A 14,329-nucleotide genomic window follows, 5' to 3' on the forward strand; every position below is an offset into this window, starting at 1 on the left:
ATCATTATGGAAACCACAGATCAAAAACAATTGCTGAAGCAACGCATATTGGCATTGGAAACCCGACAAGCATTTGAATTAAACGAATTAAAACAGCAAATCAATCGCTTGTCACCTTTGAATTATATCAAAAGTACCCTACACGATATTACGTCTTCGCCTGATATTAAAGCCGATTTATGGAATGGCGTTGTGGGTATAACTACAGGTTACTTATTACCAAAAATCGGGCTATTGGGTTTGGTACAAAAACCTTTGCGAAGCTTGTTGGGATGGGTTACTAAGAAATTGTTTTAATTTCCTCATGTAATTTAAAATTAGAGTTTTAAATTAGATTACATTCCGGCATACATCAAAAAAAATTGAAACATTTATAACCGTGTTTCAATTTTTTTATGTTCTATAAATTCTTGATGAATGATTTGAGCATAAAAAAAATTGAAGTACTTCTAACGATGTACTTCAATTTTTTTTTTAATAGTAAATAACTTAATTCGCTAAGGCAATAACCTCTCTAGTTTTAATCGGTACCGTTATTTTTTTAGGTGGAACCGGTCTGCTTGAAAAATTAGAAGGATATTTCAATTGGTGCACCGCTAAAAATTGTTGAGGCTCATCGCCTGTGTAATCTTTAAGCATTTCATATGCACTGTTTCTGACACAATACCCTCTTGAGGTAAAATCGATGGTTTCAGAAGTGGTCCACACGCCATTTTGTTTGATTAGGTAAAGCGCTCTTTTAGTATCGAAATACGCTTGCATGTTTGGGTAGTAATAATAACGAACATCAACATAAGAAGATGCTGTTTTTGTCACCGTTGGAATTTCTATCGGAGCTTCCATTTTGTCTTGAGCTTTTATAATTTGAGTTGGAAAAAATAAGATTCCCAAGGCAATAAGTAATGTTGTTTTCATGATTTCTATATTTAGATTTCTTAGCAATTATTGATACTGTAAATTTACAACCATGATGCGTTTGTGGAGTTGTAAGAATCACTCACAAAATTTGTAAAATTCACAGAAAGGCTTATTAATAAAGGGGTTTAGCAATATGTGAATTATGAAAGTTAATCCACAAATTCTAAAAACTTGCTGTAATGTTTGGCTTTATCTTTACTATGTAATGTAAAAAACAAGCATCATGAAAACTATCTTATTAGGAATTTCTGTTCTACTGTGTTCACTGCATAGTCAAGCGCAAAACAAGAATGTTCAAGAAACCACCAAAACAACCGTAACCACTGTAAAAGCATCCGATGGTGAAAAAAAATTCGTCAAAAACGAAAACGTCACTGAAGTTCAAAACATCGAACTCAAAGAACCTAAAGCCAATACGCTAAACATTGAGATGAAAGAATCTCCGGTCAGCGTGACTTCAACCACACAAATCACCAATCCCGACGGAAGCACCAGAACCGTCGATGTAGACCGAAGTTCTTATTATGCATCCAACGGAAACAAATACAAATTGGCACTCGATGCTTCAGGTTATACGATGAGTACCGGCAATGAAAAACCAGCGTTACTCAGAAAAACATCAACGAACAGTTATATTTTCCGTGCTAAAAACAAAACAGCGATTGGTTATTTCGATACCAAAGGAAATTTGGTTCTGGAAACCTACGACGACAAATCAGACAAAGTCACCGTAGAAACCTACAGTGTCGTTAAGCAATAGTTACAAACAATAATTGCGCACACAACGACCTACCGTTCACGGTGCATTTAGATTTCCTCCTGCTCAGCGTTACAACTTTGTAGGAGGATTTTTTTTTAGGAGCTGGTTCCCGCTATCATTCCAATCTTGTCATTGCGAGCTTGCGCGGCAATCTCCCAATGCCAAGGATTTTCCCTTCTATCGGGGCTAGGGCATCATCTTAACCGGAACCCGCGTGAGGGATAGAGCCATTGTTTGAGCTCTTTTTGTGCTGGCGTTCAGCGCAAAAAAGCGAGTGCGAAAGCCCGACCCTTGTGGTCACGCCCAAAAAAACTTTTACTATTAAAACCTAACAATTAGCTCGCAAAGTCGTAAAGCCGCAAAGTTTAAAAATTTATATATCTATCTTTCTTAGCGTCTCTGAGCCTTTGCGAGCATTTTTTTTTATTTTTACACCTCAAAACACCATCACTATGATCACCACCATCAGAACCCAATCCGACCATGCCGATTTTCAAAAATTAGTCAAAGCCCTCGACATTGAACTCCAATTGCGCGATGGCGCAGAGCATGGTTTTTATGCACAATTCAATTCGATTGCCACCATCAAACATGTTGTTGTAGCGTATCACGAAAACGAAGCCGTAGGTTGTGGTGCTTTCAAAGCGTACGATGACGAAACCATGGAAATCAAACGCATGTATGTGAAACCCGAACAGCGCGGCAAAGGCATTGCGTCTATAGTTTTAAAGGATTTGGAAAAATGGGTTGATGAATTGAACTACAAAAAATGTCTTTTAGAAACCGGCATCAGACAACCGGAAGCCATTGCGCTTTACACCAAAAATCAGTATCAAATCATTCCGAACTTCGGTCAGTATGAAGGTGTTGCAGATAGCGTGTGTTTCGAGAAACGTATCGATACTAAATAAAATGTATTTATTAACCGCAAAGTACGCAAAGTTATTCGCAAAGAGCGCAAGGCTGCTTGATGAGTTAACATAACTTTTTCATAGCGAACTTAGCGCAAACCATAGCGACCTTTGCGGTTAAAAGAAAATCCCACACCAATACTGAACAATGCAAAAATTTTGGAATGTATTGTAACTAAAAATAGTTTTCTCGGACAAAGTAGTGCATCTGTTTTGAAAATAATTAATTTTGCAACCCAATAATCATCAATCCAATCACTATTTCATCATCATGAAGAACATTATTACCATCACTTTCTTATTTTTGATCACCTTATTAACGGCTCAAGAACATCAGATTTCGGGCACTTTAAAATTAACCAAAGAAGCACCAACATCCGGAATCAGTGTAATGCTATACCAAACCGGGAAGGAAGTTTTTTATAAAGCTGTCGTGACGGATAAAAATGGCGCTTTCACATTTTCGAATATTGCCGATGGTGGTTATTATATTCAAGTTGATGCGGTTGGTTATAAACAATATCGTTCGGAAGTTTTCAATATGAACACTGCGGCGATTGTGTTGCCGACAATTACTTTAAAGGAAAAAGTCAATGAAATTTCAGAAGTCACCGTCAAAGGTAAAAAACCGATGATTCAAGTGCTAGCTGATAAAACCGTTTTTAATGTTCAAAATACCATCAACGCTACGGGAAGTTCAGGTTTCGATTTGTTGCGAAAAGCGCCTGGAGTGATTATAGACAACAATGACAACCTCATTGTGGAAGGCAAAACCGGGGTTCTAATTTACATCGACGGAAAGCAATCGTACTTAACCGGTGCCGATTTGACCAATTTCCTAAAAACCATACAAGCGAATGATATTGATAGTATTGAGATCATTACGCAACCTTCATCAAAATATGATGCCGCGGGAAATGCCGGTATTGTGAATATCAAACTCAAGAAAAACAAAAACTTCGGAACCAACGGTAGCGCTTCATCAGGTGCCAATATTGGAAAATATGAAACGGCGGTCAATTCATTTTCATTAAACAACAGAAACAAAAAGAACAATCTGTACGGAAATTACAGCAATCGTTTTGGAGATAACTATGATTTCATCAACATTTATCGCGAGCAAAGCAATACAATATTCGACTCGAAAACCAAAACCAAAAATAGCGTCAATGCCAACAATATTAAGTTGGGTTATGATTATTATGCGAATGCCAAAAACACTTTTGGGGTTATTGTCAGCGGGAATTTCAACAACAATTACAACAACGCCGGCACACGAACTACGATCAGACCTATCAATGCGGCGGTTAATGACAGTGTCTTGATTGCTAAAAGTATTGGTCACAATAAAACATACAACCTGTATTCTAATGTCAATTATAAGTATGCAGATACTTTAGGTGTTTCGTTGAATATGGATTTGGATTACGGGAAATACGACAGCAAAAAAGAAAATTACCAACCCAATACGTATTATGAGAATGATGAAGTGACGGTTTTGAACGAAAACAACAGTTTCCAAAATACGCCAGTAGGTATTGATATTGCAACATTTAAAACAGATTATGAGCAGAATTTCCTTAAAGGAAAATTGGGCCTTGGTGCTAAAACATCGTTTGTGAAAACCGACAATACCTTAGATTTTTATGATGTTGTGAGCGACATCAGTACGTTGAATCCGAATCGAAGCAATCAGTTTATTTATAAAGAAAACGTCAATGCGGGTTATTTGAATTACAACCGCACGTTTAAAAAGATGAATTTTCAATTCGGATTGCGGGTAGAAAATACCAATTCTGACGGAAAATTGAATGCATTGGTTGCGAGCAACAACGAGCGCGTTAAAAGAAATTATACAGATTTCTTCCCAAGTGGCGGAATTACTTATGATGTGAATAACAAAAATTCGTTGGCATTGACATACAGTCGAAGAATAGAAAGACCCAATTATGAGTCATTAAATCCGTTTGAATACCAGCTTGATGAGTTGTCTTTTATGCGTGGAAATCCGTTTTTGAAACCGCAATATACCGACAATATCAAATTCTCGCATACGTATAATTATACTTTGAATACGAGTCTCAGTTACTCACACGTAACGGATTATTTTGCGCAAGTTATTGAAGCTTCCGGGCCGAGTAGAAGCTTCCTGACTTCAAAAAATGTAGCCAATCAGCAAGTCATCAATCTTGGTGTTTCGTATCCGTTTGAAGTTAAAAAATGGTGGAATGTTTATTTTAGTTTGAATGCTTTTCAAAGCAAGTTTATGGCCACCAACGATTCATTCATATCGATTAAGCAAGAAACGTTGAGTTTGTATGGACAGAATAATTTCAAACTTCCGAAAGGCATTAATTTAGAAGTTTCGGGTTGGTATAGTTCGCCTTCTATTTGGGGCGGAACATTCAAAACACAGAGCATCGGTTCTTTGGATATTGCTTTGCAAAGACAATTTATGAATAAGAAATTCACGGCCAGAGTAGCTGTTTCCGATGTGTTATATACTTCGCCTTGGCACGGAAAAACCGAATATGCTTTCGTGAAAATTAATGGTAATGGTGGTGAAGACAGTCGACAACTGCGTTTTAACTTGACTTATAATTTTGGAAACGATGCGGTGAAGAAATCGAGACAACGTGAGACTGGTTTGGAAGACGAGAAAAGCCGAATCGGAAAATAAAAAGGACTGTAAGACTGTAAGATTATAAGACTCTAAGATGCAGTTTCTTAAAATCTTACAGTCTTAAAATCTTAAAATCCTTTTATTCCGGAGCCACCACTTCCCCATTCCACTGCATCATACCACCGATTAAATTGTATGTGTTTTCAAAACCCAATTGATTCATGATGTTGCAAGCCTGAGCACTTCTTCCGCCGGCTTTGCAATACACATAGTAGTTTTTTGATTTATCTAGTTCTTCAAGTTTGTAAATGAATCCTTGCCCTTGATAAATATCAATCTGTATGGCGTTTGGAATAATACCTTCGCTCCATTCGTCAGGTGTTCTGACATCGAGTATGGCAGCATTCGAATCTTGAAGCAATTGCTCCTTCCAGTCATTTTGGGATAAGTCCATAGTTTTTTTTGTAAAAGTATGAAAAGTGTTTTGGTTTTTAAAGCTAATGAAACCAACAAATTTTCAATGGTCATAAATAAATTAACAGAAATATAACACAACATTTGTATATACAAATATTAAACGCCTTACATTTGTACCGTTAAATATTTGCAACAGCAATCATGAGAATTGAAGATATTATAAAATCGAATGTAACGATGAGTGATGCAAAGAAAGTCATCCTTAATCTGTTGTATTCTCAAAATGTCATCGCAGATAAGTTTAACGAATTGCTAAAACCTCATGATTTGTCAAGTGAACAATACAATGTATTGCGCATTTTGCGAGGCCAAAAAAATGCTCCAGCCAATATGGGAATCATTCAAGAGCGCATGATTGCCAAGAACAGCAACACAACACGATTGATTGACAAATTATTACTCAAAGAATTGGTAACACGTAAAGTTTGTCCAGCGAATCGCAGGAAAATGGAAATTTTAATTACAGCAAAAGGGTTGAATCTTTTAGAAGAACTCGATCCAAAAGTAACCTCGCATGAGGAATTATTTGCTTCCAATCTGACTCAAGAAGAAGTAAAAACATTAAATGCATTACTAGAAAAATACCGAACATTTTAAATAAACACTAATAACAAATAATTATGAATACTTTCTTAGAAAACCAAAATTGGCGTTATGCCACCAAAAAATACGATACAACTCGCAAAGTTTCTGCAGCAGATTTAGAAGTTTTAAAAGAAGCCATTCGGCTTTCAGCTTCTTCCTACGGATTACAACCTTATAAAGTTATTTTCGTAGAAAGCGAAGCGTTGAGAGCAAAATTACAACCGGCAGCTTGGGGACAAAGTCAAATTATAGATGCGTCGCACTTGGTAGTTTTTGCCAACATCACCGATTTTGGTGATACTCAAATTGATGATGCTATTGAAAATCTAACGGTAACCAGAGGATTGCCCGCTGATGCGTTAAGTGGATACAGCGACTTTATGAAATCGAAAATTTCGACTTTACCCGTAGAAAACAGAAATACATGGACTGCCAAACAAACCTATTTAGCCTTAGGAAATCTCTTGAATGCAGCAGCAGAATTAAAAATTGATGTCACACCCATGGAAGGTTTTGATCCGGCTCAATTCAATGAAATTTTAGGATTAGACGCATTGGGTTTAAATGCTGCAGTTATTGCTGCTGTTGGTTACAGACACGCCGAAGATGCAACACAACATTACACGAAAGTGCGTAAGTCAAACAAAGAACTATTTTTAACTTTATAATTAATAACCTTAACAATCAAACAATGAAAAATTTAAAAACACTTGCATTAATTGCTTTAGTAGCATTTTCAACAACCATTTCAGCACAAACAAAAAATGTTGATTTATCTAAAAGTACCATCACTTGGGTAGGAAAAAAAGTGACCGGTCAGCACGAAGGAACCATCAAACTCAAAGCGGGTGCTTTTTTCTTTAAAAACGATAAATTAACGCGTGGTAATTTTACAGTCGACATGACTTCGATTCAAGTAACCGATTTGAAAGCCGGTGAAGGGAAAGAAAAATTAGAAGGACACTTAAAAGCAGATGATTTTTTTGGTACTGACAAGTTTGCAACCTCAAGCATTGCATTTAAAAGCGTTACCCCAAAAGCCAATGGTGTTTATACTGTTGTTGGAGATTTGACTATCAAAGGAATTATCAAACCAATAACTTTTGATATTACTGTAAAAGGAAATACAGCTACTGCGAAATTAACGATCGACAGAACAAAATACGATATCAAATACGGTTCAGGAAGTTTCTTTGACAACTTAGGAGACAAAGTGATTGCTGACAACTTCGATTTAACTGTATCCCTACAGTTCTAAAAATTGGGAAAAATTGCTAACGAAAAACCTTGACTTTAATCGGTCAAGGTTTTTTTATGCTTAATCTGTTTTTGATGAGCATCTTTTCGTAACTTTGAAAGAACACAGTATCAATTCATTAAAGTTATATCATCATGAAGAAAACAGTTATAATGCTAGTAGCACTTTGTTTTGTTAGTTTGGTTTCAGCGCAAGTTCGCAAAATCAATATTAAAAATAGTACTATCACTTGGATTGGGAAGAAAATAACAGGTGAACATCAAGGTTCTTTAACTTTTAAAGAAGGTTCGCTCAGTTTCAAAAATAAAAAACTCAGTAACGGCAATTTTACTGTCGATATGACAACCCTAACCAATACCGATCAAACCGGAAGCAGCAAACAAAAACTCGAAGGTCATTTGAAATCTGGTGATTTCTTCGCCACGGATGAGTTTAAAACGGCCAAATTGATTTTCAAAACCATCAAAGAAAAAAGCAAAGGAACTTATGGTATTGCAGCCGATTTAACCATCAAAGGCAAAACCAATCCGGTTACTTTCGACTTGATAACCAAAGGAAAAACAGCTACTGCAAACTTAATCATCGACCGAACTAAATTCGGAATTCAATACGGTTCTGGAAGTTTCTTCGATGATTTAGGCGATCGAACTATTTATGATGAATTTGAATTGAACGTGAAATTATCTTATTAATTGGCTAAATTTGTTCAGTTAAATAAAGCCAATATCTACAAGGCTTGTCCAATTCGACAAGTCTTTTTTTTATCCAATTATAATTGAAATGAAAAAAGTAGTCATCATAGACAATTACGACAGTTTTACATACAACTTGGTGCACTATTTAGAAGACCTTGATTGTGAAGTCACCGTATTTCGCAATGATGAATTTGATTTGGATGAACTAAATCCTTTCGATAAAATTGTCCTTTCTCCGGGACCAGGCGTACCGAATGATGCTGGTTTGTTGAAAGCCGTAATTCAAACTTTTGCGCCAACCAAAAGCATTCTCGGGGTTTGCTTAGGCCAACAAGCCATTGGCGAAGTTTTCGGTGGAAGCATCACCAATCTCGATAAAGTGTACCACGGCGTGGCGACAAAAATCAATATTCTTGTTGATGATGAAAGTCTTTTTGATGGTTTGGAACATCAACTTGAAGTTGGTCGTTACCATTCTTGGGTGCTCAATACCAATGATTTTCCGGAAACGCTTGAAGTTACATCTTTAGGTGAAAACGGAGAAATCATGTCGTTGCGGCACAAAACCTTTGATGTGAAAGGCGTTCAATTTCATCCCGAAAGTGTGCTTACTCCAAATGGGAAAAAGATTTTAGAAAACTGGGTGAATCATTAGTTGACAGTAATCAAGTGTCAGTGGCCAGTAGTAACTCATAGCATATTGCGGTGTTTTTTAAACGTTAATATTTCGTTAAAAAATAATTAAACAATCGTTTAATTTAAACAATCGTTTAATTTTGTTTCGTTTTTAAAATACCACAAAAAATGAGTACAGAATTTAATGACAAACAAATCCAGATTTTACAAGTAACGGAAAGGTTATTTGCCGAAAAAGGATTTGACGGAACTTCCATCAGAGACATCGCTAAGGAAGCCAATATCAATATTGCGATGGTTTCTTACTACTTCGGTTCGAAAGAAAAAATGCTGGAAGCATTGATTTTATCGCGAACTTCTGATATGAAATTGCAACTTGAAAGCTTATCAAAAGAGGAAATTTCACCAGTAGAAAAAATCAACAAACTGATTGAATTATACATCACAAGAATCAATAAAAACAAATGCATCTATCAGATTCTGCATTTTGAATTGACTTCCAAAAAAAGAGAAATTGATTTAAGATCATTTACAGAAGTCAAAAAACAAAACTTCGAAATCATCAAAAAAATCATTACTGAAGGTCAGGAAAAAGGCGTTTTCAAAAAAGATATTAATATTGTCTTGATTCCTTCCACGATACTTGGTCCGTTTTTTCATTTTCAAATGAACCGCCCGAATTATGAAGAAATGCTCGACTTAAGAACCGATGAAGCTTATGATAATTACATCAAAACCGATCTTACAAAACACATTCAACAAACCATTCAATCACTGCTGCTCTATGAAAAGTAAATCTATCGGAATCTTAATACTATTCTTATTGGGAATTTCCTTCGCGCAAGCACAGCAAAAAACTACGATGTCAGTTCACGATGCTGTAGCCATGGCGCTCGAAAAAAGTAACGCAGTCAATTTAGCGCAAACCAAAGTCGAAACCAAAAACTTCGAACGACAAGTAGTGAAAAACAATCAATATCCCGATGCTAAAATTTCGGGGCAATACATGCGATTGACTAACGCTGATGTGACGCTAAAAAACCAATCCAATTCTTCGGATAATTCCACATCTAGTGGCGAGGCCAAACCGGTGAATCAATTGTTATTAGGGCAAGCCAATGTAAGCATGCCGTTGTTTTCGGGTTTCAAACTCAAAAATAGCATCGAAGCTTCTGAACAGGTTTACCAATCAGAAATCGCCAACGCCGAACATTCGAAAGAAGAAATCGCCATCAAGGTTATCGAGTATTACGCAGCGCTTTACAAAGCACAACAAACTGTAGAACTCCTGCAAGAAAGCCTCAAAAGCAGCAACCAACGCGTAACTGATTTTACAGCTTTAGAGCAAAACGGTATCATCGCCAGAAATGATTTATTGAAATCGCAATTGCAGGTTTCTAAAATTCAATTGAACTTAGACGAAGCCGAGAAAAATGTCAAAATGCTCAATTACTATTTGATTACTTTATTGAAGTTGAATCCGGAAACATTAATTGTTGTAAGTCCAAGCAACATCGACCCTAACCTATTCAACAACCTTCCAAAAACAGAATCCGAAGCTATTCAAAATCGTAAAGATTTAACGTCAATTCGATTGTTGGAAAAAGCCAGCGAATCGAATATTAAAATTGCCAAAAGCGGTTATTATCCGGCGTTGAATTTGAGCGCAGGTTATATTGCACTCGACTTACAAAACACTATCACCGTTGAAAACGCAATGAATGTTGGTGTTGGGTTGTCTTATAATTTGAGTTCATTATTCAAAAACGGCAAAGAAGTCAAAGTCGCCAAAAGCAAAGCCATTGAACTTCAAAAACAAGAAGCAGAATTGACCGACGCCGTTAAAATTCAAATCAAAAATGCGCAGGAAGATTATCAACTCGCTATCAAACAAGACAAAGTGTATAACGAATCGGTAACCCAATCTTCGGAAAACTATAGAATCGTCAAAGACAAATACGACAACGGATTGTCGAACACGAACGATTTGCTTGAAGCTGATGTAGATCAATTGAGCGCCAAAATCAACTTAGCGAATGCCAAAGCCAACGTCGCTTTAAAATATTACGAATTACTAAACACTACAGGACAACTATTGGAATCCTTCAATCTCAGCAAAAACTAACACACCATGGAAGCAAAAAAAACCAACAAAAAATTCATCCTCATTTTTACCGTATTGATTCTCGTAGGCGGAACTTACGGTGTTTATAAATACATACATTCTCGTTCGCACGAAACTACCGATGATGCGCAAATCGAGAAAAACATGAATCCGATTATCCCGCGAGTAACCGGATATGTGACCAAAGTGTTCGTCAAAGACAATGATTTTGTAAAGCAAGGCGACACACTTTTCACGATCGACAACAAAGATTATTTGGTCAAAGTGGAAGAAGCTGAAGCTGCATTAATCGCTGCTCAAGGAAGTTATGCTGCTGCAAAAGCTGATATTCAAGGTGCTGCTGCGAATGTTTCCGTATCGGATGCGAACGTCAAATCTGCAGGTGGTAATATCGAAACTGCAAAAATCCGATTGGGATTGGCGACCAATGATTTCGAGCGTTACAACAATTTGTATAAAAGCCACACGATTACCAAACAACAATACGAACAAGCATTGGCTGCTAAACAAGAAGCCGAAAGTCAATTGCGCATTTTGCAACAACAACAAAAAGCCAGCGCGTATCAAAAAACGGTGATTGAAGCCAAATCGAATGTTACGGGAAAACAAACCGATGTGGCTGCTGCTAATATCAAAAGAGCACAAGCACAATTGGATGCGGCTAAATTGAATTTAAGTTACACTGTCGTTACGGCTTCCATCGACGGGCAAGTTTCTAAAATCAGCATTCAGCCCGGACAATTGTTGCAAACCGGACAATCTTTGTTTTACATTATCAACAATGCGGAAGCATGGGTGATTGCCAATTTCAAAGAAACGCAACTCAACAAAATGGTCATTGGGCAAAAGGTTTCAATTAAAGCTGATGCGTATCCTGACACTGAATTTGAAGGAACCATCACGTCATTTTCACCAGCTACAGGTTCAAGATTTTCATTGTTGCCTCCTGATAATGCAACAGGGAATTTTGTAAAAACCATCCAACGTTTGCCAGTCAAAATCAGTTTGAATGCTGACAATGATGCGGAAAAAATTAAATTGTTGCGACCTGGGATGAACGTCGATGTGGATGTGCATTTGAAATAAACGGAATGCCCTAGCCCTGATGGCAGCGGTTATCCTTTTGCGGCGGCGTTCGCCGTAAAAGATAGGAGCGTACAGCAGGTTCCCGGCTCCTAATTATTCATTATTAACTAATCATTATTAATTATAATACATGGCAACAGCAACAGTCGTCGGAGAAGATGATTTAGTAGAATACGGTTTCAGACGGGTTATCATCACAATAACTGCGGTACTTTGTGCGCTGCTCGAAATTGTCGACACGACCATTGTAAACGTCGCATTAACGAACATGCGCGGCAGTCTCGGCGCTACTTTAACCGATGTCGCATGGGTGATTACAGCTTATGCGATTGCGAATGTTATTGTGATTCCAATGACGAGTTGGTTGTCGCAACAATTCGGGCGTAGGAATTATTTCGCGGTATCGATTATCATTTTTACTACGGCTTCTTTCCTCTGTGGAAATGCCGATAATATATGGGAACTTGTGGCTTTTCGTTTCATTCAAGGTTTGGGTGGCGGCGCTTTACTGGTTACAGCTCAAACGATTATCACCGAAAGTTACCCGATTGCTAAACGCGGCATGGCGCAAGCGATTTATGGAATGGGCGTGATTGTCGGACCAACATTAGGGCCGCCTTTGGGTGGTTATTTGGTTGATCATTTCTCGTGGCCTTATATTTTTTACATTAATATACCGCTCGGAATTGCCGCTACTTTTCTGACTTTGACTTATGTTAAAAGTCCAAAGTATGGTGTGAAACTTAAAGCCAATCAAGTCGATTGGTGGGGCATTGTATTTCTTGCTTCGTTTATCGGTTCATTACAATTTGTGCTTGAGCACGGACAACAAGATGATTGGTTCAATGACAATTTGATTGTGATTTTGAGTGCTGTTTCTATTGTTGGATTTCTGTTATTCATATGGAGAGAATTAACTTATGAGCATCCAATCGTCAATCTGAGTGTGCTCAAAGATGGTAACTTGCGCATTGGAATCGTGATGTGTTTTATTCTTGGTTTCGGATTGTATGGTTCGACTTTGGTGATTCCTATTTACACCCAACAGATATTAGGTTGGTCAGCCACTGATGCCGGATTATTATTGATTCCGGGTTCGATTACGACCGCTTTTATGATGCCGATTGTTGGGAATTTGATTCAGAAAGGCGTGCCGCAAGGTTATATGGTAGCCATTGGTTTTATGGTGTTCTTTTTCTTCACTTTTTGGATGTATAATGTGATGACGCCTGACACGAGTGTCGATAATATGTTTTGGGCATTGATATTACGTGGTATTGGATTGGGATTATTGTTTGTGCCGATTACTACTTTGTCATTATCAACGCTTAAAGGGAAAAGTATTGGTGAAGGAGCTGCATTTACAGGCATGGTCAGACAATTGGGCGGTTCGTTTGGTATTGCGATTATCACTACAGGGATTACCCGTTTCACACAACAACATCGTGTGAATCTGCTGCCACATTTGGATACTTCGAGATTGGAAGTGCAACAACGCGTGCATCAAATGCAACAAGCTTTTATGTCGAAGGGATTTAGTGCGAATGAATCCTTGGGAAAAGCATACCAAGCATTGGATTATAATGTGATGAAGCAAGCTACGGTTTTATCTTATATGGATATTTTCCTTTATCTCGGCGTGATGTTTTTGTGTTGTATACCGATTGTGTTGTTTATTAAAAGAGGTAAAAACAAGATTAATCCGGCTGATGCGATGCATTAACCCGATATTAACTGAATGTTATCGATTTTATTAAAAACTGCTTTTATCTTTAAAAACTATTTTTTACATTTGATTGAAAACAAATCAGTTACATCATTTTTAAACAATAAGTTTATGGGACTTTTTAGAAATAACACCAAAAGAATGGTTCAGGAATTCAGGGATAAAAGTGAGTATTATTCGAATGATTTAAGCAAAGAAATCAAAGAATCATTTGAAGATTTGAAATCAGAATTCGATGAACACCATCAAGCGTTACCTGATTTTTTAGAATTTATTTCAGAAATAAAAAGCAAGTTGACCGCAATGGAAGCTAAAAAATTAGAAGAATTATCATATGGTTTGAGTCGCATCAATCGTTGTGCAAAAAAAGGCGTAGAATCGATGCGCGAGTTGTCTTTAAATCAGAGAAAAGTCACTCGGGAAACTTTAAGACTTTACGAAGAATTTGAATAAAATTAAAATGTCTCGCAAAGTCGCAGAGACGCAAAGCCAATTTTATATTTAAAACTTTGCGTCTCTGCGACTTTGC

16 protein-coding genes are annotated in these 14,329 nt (G+C 37.2%); 14 read left to right on the forward strand and 2 right to left on the reverse strand.

Features of this window, described 5'->3' with window-relative positions; translation table 11 throughout:
- The first annotated feature begins 6 nt into the window (after positions 1–6).
- A complete protein-coding gene (locus RMO03_RS05895; protein WP_309641166.1) occupies positions 7–297 on the forward strand; it encodes a hypothetical protein in 291 nt (96 codons plus the stop codon).
- A gap of 192 nt (positions 298–489) precedes the next feature.
- Here the strand turns inward: RMO03_RS05895 and RMO03_RS05900 are convergent, their stop codons facing one another.
- A complete protein-coding gene (locus tag RMO03_RS05900) occupies positions 490–915 on the reverse strand; it encodes a hypothetical protein (RefSeq protein WP_309641167.1) in 426 nt (141 codons plus the stop codon).
- Between the two features lie 226 nt (positions 916–1,141).
- Between RMO03_RS05900 and RMO03_RS05905 the strand changes: the two genes are divergently transcribed.
- The 3 genes from RMO03_RS05905 to RMO03_RS05915 all read left to right on the forward strand — a co-directional run bounded on the left by RMO03_RS05905 (position 1,142) and on the right by RMO03_RS05915 (position 5,269).
- Positions 1,142–1,678 (forward strand): hypothetical protein, encoded by a 537-nt coding sequence (locus RMO03_RS05905; protein ID WP_309641168.1) that lies wholly within the window; start codon positions 1,142–1,144, stop codon positions 1,676–1,678.
- A gap of 452 nt (positions 1,679–2,130) precedes the next feature.
- Positions 2,131–2,589: a GNAT family N-acetyltransferase gene (locus RMO03_RS05910; RefSeq protein ID WP_309641169.1), complete on the forward strand. Its 459-nt coding sequence runs from the start codon at positions 2,131–2,133 to the stop codon at positions 2,587–2,589.
- 271 nt (positions 2,590–2,860) lie between these two features.
- Positions 2,861–5,269, forward strand: coding sequence for a TonB-dependent receptor domain-containing protein (locus RMO03_RS05915; protein ID WP_309641170.1), 2,409 nt, complete (start codon positions 2,861–2,863; stop codon positions 5,267–5,269).
- Positions 5,270–5,351: 82 nt separating this feature from the next.
- Here the strand turns inward: RMO03_RS05915 and RMO03_RS05920 are convergent, their stop codons facing one another.
- Positions 5,352–5,666: a rhodanese-like domain-containing protein gene (locus RMO03_RS05920; protein WP_309641171.1), complete on the reverse strand. Its 315-nt coding sequence runs from the start codon at positions 5,664–5,666 to the stop codon at positions 5,352–5,354.
- A gap of 164 nt (positions 5,667–5,830) precedes the next feature.
- On the opposite strand from RMO03_RS05920, the gene RMO03_RS05925 reads away from it, so the two are divergent.
- The 10 genes from RMO03_RS05925 to RMO03_RS05970 all read left to right on the forward strand — a co-directional run bounded on the left by RMO03_RS05925 (position 5,831) and on the right by RMO03_RS05970 (position 14,253).
- Complete coding sequence (locus tag RMO03_RS05925) at positions 5,831–6,286, forward strand: MarR family transcriptional regulator (protein WP_309641172.1); 456 nt, start codon at positions 5,831–5,833, stop codon at positions 6,284–6,286.
- A 23-nt stretch (positions 6,287–6,309) separates the two neighbouring features.
- Positions 6,310–6,942 carry an NAD(P)H-dependent oxidoreductase gene (locus tag RMO03_RS05930; protein WP_309641173.1) on the forward strand — a complete coding sequence of 211 codons (633 nt, stop codon included), beginning with the start codon at positions 6,310–6,312 and terminating at the stop codon, positions 6,940–6,942.
- A gap of 23 nt (positions 6,943–6,965) precedes the next feature.
- Complete coding sequence (locus tag RMO03_RS05935; RefSeq protein ID WP_309641174.1) at positions 6,966–7,532, forward strand: YceI family protein; 567 nt, start codon at positions 6,966–6,968, stop codon at positions 7,530–7,532.
- Positions 7,533–7,666: 134 nt separating this feature from the next.
- The gene (locus RMO03_RS05940) at positions 7,667–8,224 is read left to right on the forward strand and encodes a YceI family protein (RefSeq protein WP_309641175.1); all 558 of its coding nucleotides are present in this window, start codon (positions 7,667–7,669) and stop codon (positions 8,222–8,224) included.
- A gap of 88 nt (positions 8,225–8,312) precedes the next feature.
- Complete coding sequence (locus RMO03_RS05945; RefSeq protein WP_309641176.1) at positions 8,313–8,882, forward strand: aminodeoxychorismate/anthranilate synthase component II; 570 nt, start codon at positions 8,313–8,315, stop codon at positions 8,880–8,882.
- A gap of 149 nt (positions 8,883–9,031) precedes the next feature.
- Positions 9,032–9,658 (forward strand): TetR family transcriptional regulator, encoded by a 627-nt coding sequence (locus RMO03_RS05950; RefSeq protein ID WP_309641177.1) that lies wholly within the window; start codon positions 9,032–9,034, stop codon positions 9,656–9,658.
- A complete protein-coding gene (locus tag RMO03_RS05955; protein ID WP_309641178.1) occupies positions 9,648–10,988 on the forward strand; it encodes a TolC family protein in 1,341 nt (446 codons plus the stop codon). The genes RMO03_RS05950 and RMO03_RS05955 overlap by 11 nt, the downstream gene beginning before the upstream one ends.
- A gap of 6 nt (positions 10,989–10,994) precedes the next feature.
- Positions 10,995–12,074, forward strand: coding sequence for an HlyD family secretion protein (locus tag RMO03_RS05960; RefSeq protein ID WP_309641179.1), 1,080 nt, complete (start codon positions 10,995–10,997; stop codon positions 12,072–12,074).
- 130 nt (positions 12,075–12,204) lie between these two features.
- Positions 12,205–13,797 carry an MDR family MFS transporter gene (locus tag RMO03_RS05965; RefSeq protein ID WP_309641180.1) on the forward strand — a complete coding sequence of 531 codons (1,593 nt, stop codon included), beginning with the start codon at positions 12,205–12,207 and terminating at the stop codon, positions 13,795–13,797.
- A gap of 114 nt (positions 13,798–13,911) precedes the next feature.
- Positions 13,912–14,253, forward strand: a complete 342-nt coding sequence (locus RMO03_RS05970; protein ID WP_309641181.1) for a hypothetical protein — start codon at positions 13,912–13,914, stop codon at positions 14,251–14,253.
- Positions 14,254–14,329: the final 76 nt, after the last annotated feature.

Origin of the sequence: Flavobacterium sp., from assembly GCF_031411595.1 — a bacterium.
Taxonomy (GTDB): domain Bacteria; phylum Bacteroidota; class Bacteroidia; order Flavobacteriales; family Flavobacteriaceae; genus Flavobacterium.